At 68.5% G+C, this 2,981-nt stretch carries 3 protein-coding genes and 1 pseudogene; all 4 read left to right on the plus strand.

The window, feature by feature from the left end; genetic code table 11:
* Positions 1-257 (plus strand): PE/PPE C-terminal domain-containing protein (locus A5646_RS21315; protein WP_197505254.1); only part of this gene is annotated, 257 nt, incomplete at its 5' end.
* A 333-nt stretch (positions 258-590) separates the two neighbouring features.
* Positions 591-1,811 (plus strand): PPE family protein, encoded by a 1,221-nt coding sequence (locus A5646_RS21320; protein ID WP_067024043.1) that lies wholly within the window; start codon positions 591-593, stop codon positions 1,809-1,811.
* 479 nt (positions 1,812-2,290) lie between these two features.
* Positions 2,291-2,590: a PE family protein gene (locus A5646_RS21330; protein WP_066861444.1), complete on the plus strand. Its 300-nt coding sequence runs from the start codon at positions 2,291-2,293 to the stop codon at positions 2,588-2,590.
* Between the two features lie 318 nt (positions 2,591-2,908).
* Positions 2,909-2,981: pseudogene (locus tag A5646_RS28435) on the plus strand (WXG100 family type VII secretion target); the annotation flags it as partial.

The following is a 2,981-nucleotide window of genomic DNA, read 5'->3' on the forward strand; positions in this document are numbered from 1 at the left end:
GGCAGGCCGCGCGGGTCGGGATGCTCTCGGTTCCCCAGCACTGGGCGACGCTGACCTCGTCGGTGACCCCGGCGGCGGTGTCCGAGGAGGTCACCCCCATCGAGGCCGGGGCGACCGGCGCCCCCGGCGCGGGGGCCAACGGCCTGCTGCGCGGCATGCCGGTCGGGTCGTTCGGGCGGCGCGGCGCGGCCGCCGGGTACGTCAACAAATACGGGTTCCGCTACAGCGTGCTGACACGCCCGCCGTCGGCCGGATAAGCGGCGGAATCGCAGCATGCACACCCTCACCGTTAGCCGCGGCCGGATTTTATTCCCGGCCTCGATGCACCTGCGCCCGGTCACGCCGGCATCGGCCCTCGGCATCCGCGGCCGACGGGCCCGGGGATCCGACCATTCGCGCAGCTCACGCCCACGATTCGGGCACACGTCGGGGCGGTCGGCCGGCACCGGACGGCCGGCCCCGACACCCGGCGCAAAGGCGCGCCGGACGGCCGTTACTCCGCTGACCGGCGTAGCGGTGCTCACCAGCGCATTAACGTCATCTACTACTCGACGCATCGATTCGAACATCACAGGTTAAGGGGCATATTCGTGGTGGATTATGGGGCGTTCCCACCGGAGTTCAATTCGGCGCGGATCTACTCGGGTCCGGGGTCGGGTTCGTTTCTGGCTGCGGCATCGGCATGGAGCGCGCTCGCGGCCGAACTCAACTCGGCCGCGCTCAGCTATGACAACGTCATCACCTCGCTGAACAGCGAGGAGTGGCTGGGGACCGCGTCCACGGCGATGGCGCAGGCGGCCGCGCCGTACGCGGCCTGGCTGACCACGACCGCCGCTCAGGCCGAAGAGGCGGCCACCCAGGCTCGTACCGCCGCGGCGGCCTACGAGACCGCCCTCGCCTCCTCGGTGCCGCCCCCGCTGATCGCGGTGAACCGCACGCAGGTGACCCAGCTGCAGGCGACCAACGTGCTGGGGCAGAACACCCCGCTGATCGCGCAGCTGGAGGCGCAGTACGGCGAGTACTGGGCGCAGGATGCGGCCGCGATGTACAGCTATGCGGGCCAGTCGGCCTCGGCGACGAAGGTGGCGCAGTTCCAGAAGGCGCCGGAGGTCACCAACCCGTCGGGTCAGGCCACCCAGAGTGCGGCGGTCACCAACGCCACGGCCAACTCCACGGCGACCAACACGTCGAAGACCCTGCAGGCGCTGGCGCAGCCGGCGACGACCACGTCGACCAACGCGACCGCCGCCACGACCACGGCGGCGACGACGACCACCGATCCGCTGTCGGAGGTCTGGTTCCTGCTGACCGGGCAGACCAGCCTGCCCACCAACCTGGGCACTCTGGTCAACGGCTACAGCCCGTTTGCGGGGTTGTTCTACAACACCGAGGGTCTGCCGTACTTCAGTACTGGTATGGCCAACACCTTTACGCAGATCGCCAAGTCGGTCGGTGCGATCGGTGGGGCGGCTCCGGCGGCGGCCAAGGCGTTGCCCGGGCTTGGTGGTCTGGGTGGGATGTTGGGTGGCGGTGCTGCGGCGGCTCACCCGGTGGCGGCGTTGGGCAGCGCGGCCTCGGTGGGTGGCAAGTTGTCGGTGCCGGTGGCCTGGTCGGGGGCGCCGGCGGCGCCGGCGCTAGGGCATGCGATTCCGGTCAGCAGCATCAGTGCGGCTCCCGAGGCCGCCGGCGGGCCGGGGAACCTGCTCGGTGGCATGCCGCTGGCCGGGACGGGTGCCGGCGGGCACGGGGTGGCGGGTCCCAAGTACGGATTCCGGCCCACCGTCATGGCCCGGCCCCCGTTTGCCGGCTGAGCACGCGTCAGCAGGTGTGTTCGACGCCGCCGATTGCCACGCAGCTATCAGTGTCCGCAGCATGATGCGCCTCGAGTTCTCACGATCGCTACCCGGACCCGCCTTCGGCGGCCACCGCGGCGATCACACGGTTGAAATGGGCGAAAGGAGGTCCCAGCGACGCGCTACCCGGAATGGTCATCGCGCCGATCCATGGCGACCGGTCATTGGGCAAACAGATTTTTCCGCCGACCGGCGTGACCGCGGCACCCCGGGTGACGATTACCAGCAACCTTTTGGACCGGCGGCTGGTACCGTTTGCTATGACCGCCCTTCGAAGGGCAGCGGTCGAGGTCAGGCGCTGTTACTGTGTCGTTACCAAAAGTGAATTCGCCGTACCGCTAAGTGAACAATTGCAAACACCGGGCTTCCACACCGATCTCGGGGGCCACCGTCATCTAGTCTCGCATCGTCGGGGATAGAACTAGGAGGGAACAAATATGTCGTTCGTGACCACACAGCCGGAGGCTCTGGCCGCGGCGGCCGGGAATCTGCAGGCTATCGGGTCGACCTTGAGCGCCCAGAACGCAGCCGCTGCAGCCCCAACGACGGGGGTGGTACCCGCCGCTGCCGACGAGGTGTCGGCGTTGACCGCGGCCCAGTTCGCCGCGCACGCGCAGATGTACCAGGCGGTGAGCGCCCAGGCCGCAGCGATTCACGAGCAGTTCGTGAACACTCTGTCCACCAGCTCCGGTTCGTACGCTGCCACCGAGGCAGCCAACGCGGCCGCCGCCGGCTGATCGGACTGGCGGTTCGGGACCTTGGGACAGATCGTCACCGACGTGGGTTCCAACGTGACCGCCCCGCAGGGAGCGATCCCGGGGCCGCAGAGTTGGGCCCGCAGAACGTCCTGCAGCGCAACACGCACTCCGTCAACTCAAACGCCGCGGTTCGGGTTTGACGTCCGTCTCACCGTGACAGCGCCCGGTGGCCGCCGGCTGACGGGAAGGGGGGGTCATTTCTATTCATTCGGCACGGCGGTTGCGTAACACGTAACCGATCCGGCCACCGTCTTCACCACATCACCCAGTAACTACGTAGCAAGGAGAACAGCCGACATGGCAACACGTTTTATGACCGACCCGCACGAGATGCGGGCGATGGCGGGCCGCTTCGAGGTGCACGCCCAGA

The organism is Mycobacterium sp. 1245499.0 (assembly GCF_001673615.1).
Lineage (GTDB): Bacteria > Actinomycetota > Actinomycetes > Mycobacteriales > Mycobacteriaceae > Mycobacterium > Mycobacterium europaeum_A.

What these genes read in the sequence shown, in the direction of transcription:
- A5646_RS21330 (WP_066861444.1), top strand. Translation starts at nt 2,291, where the DNA reads ATGTCGTTCGTGACCACACAGCCGGAGGCTCTGGCCGCGGCGGCCGGG.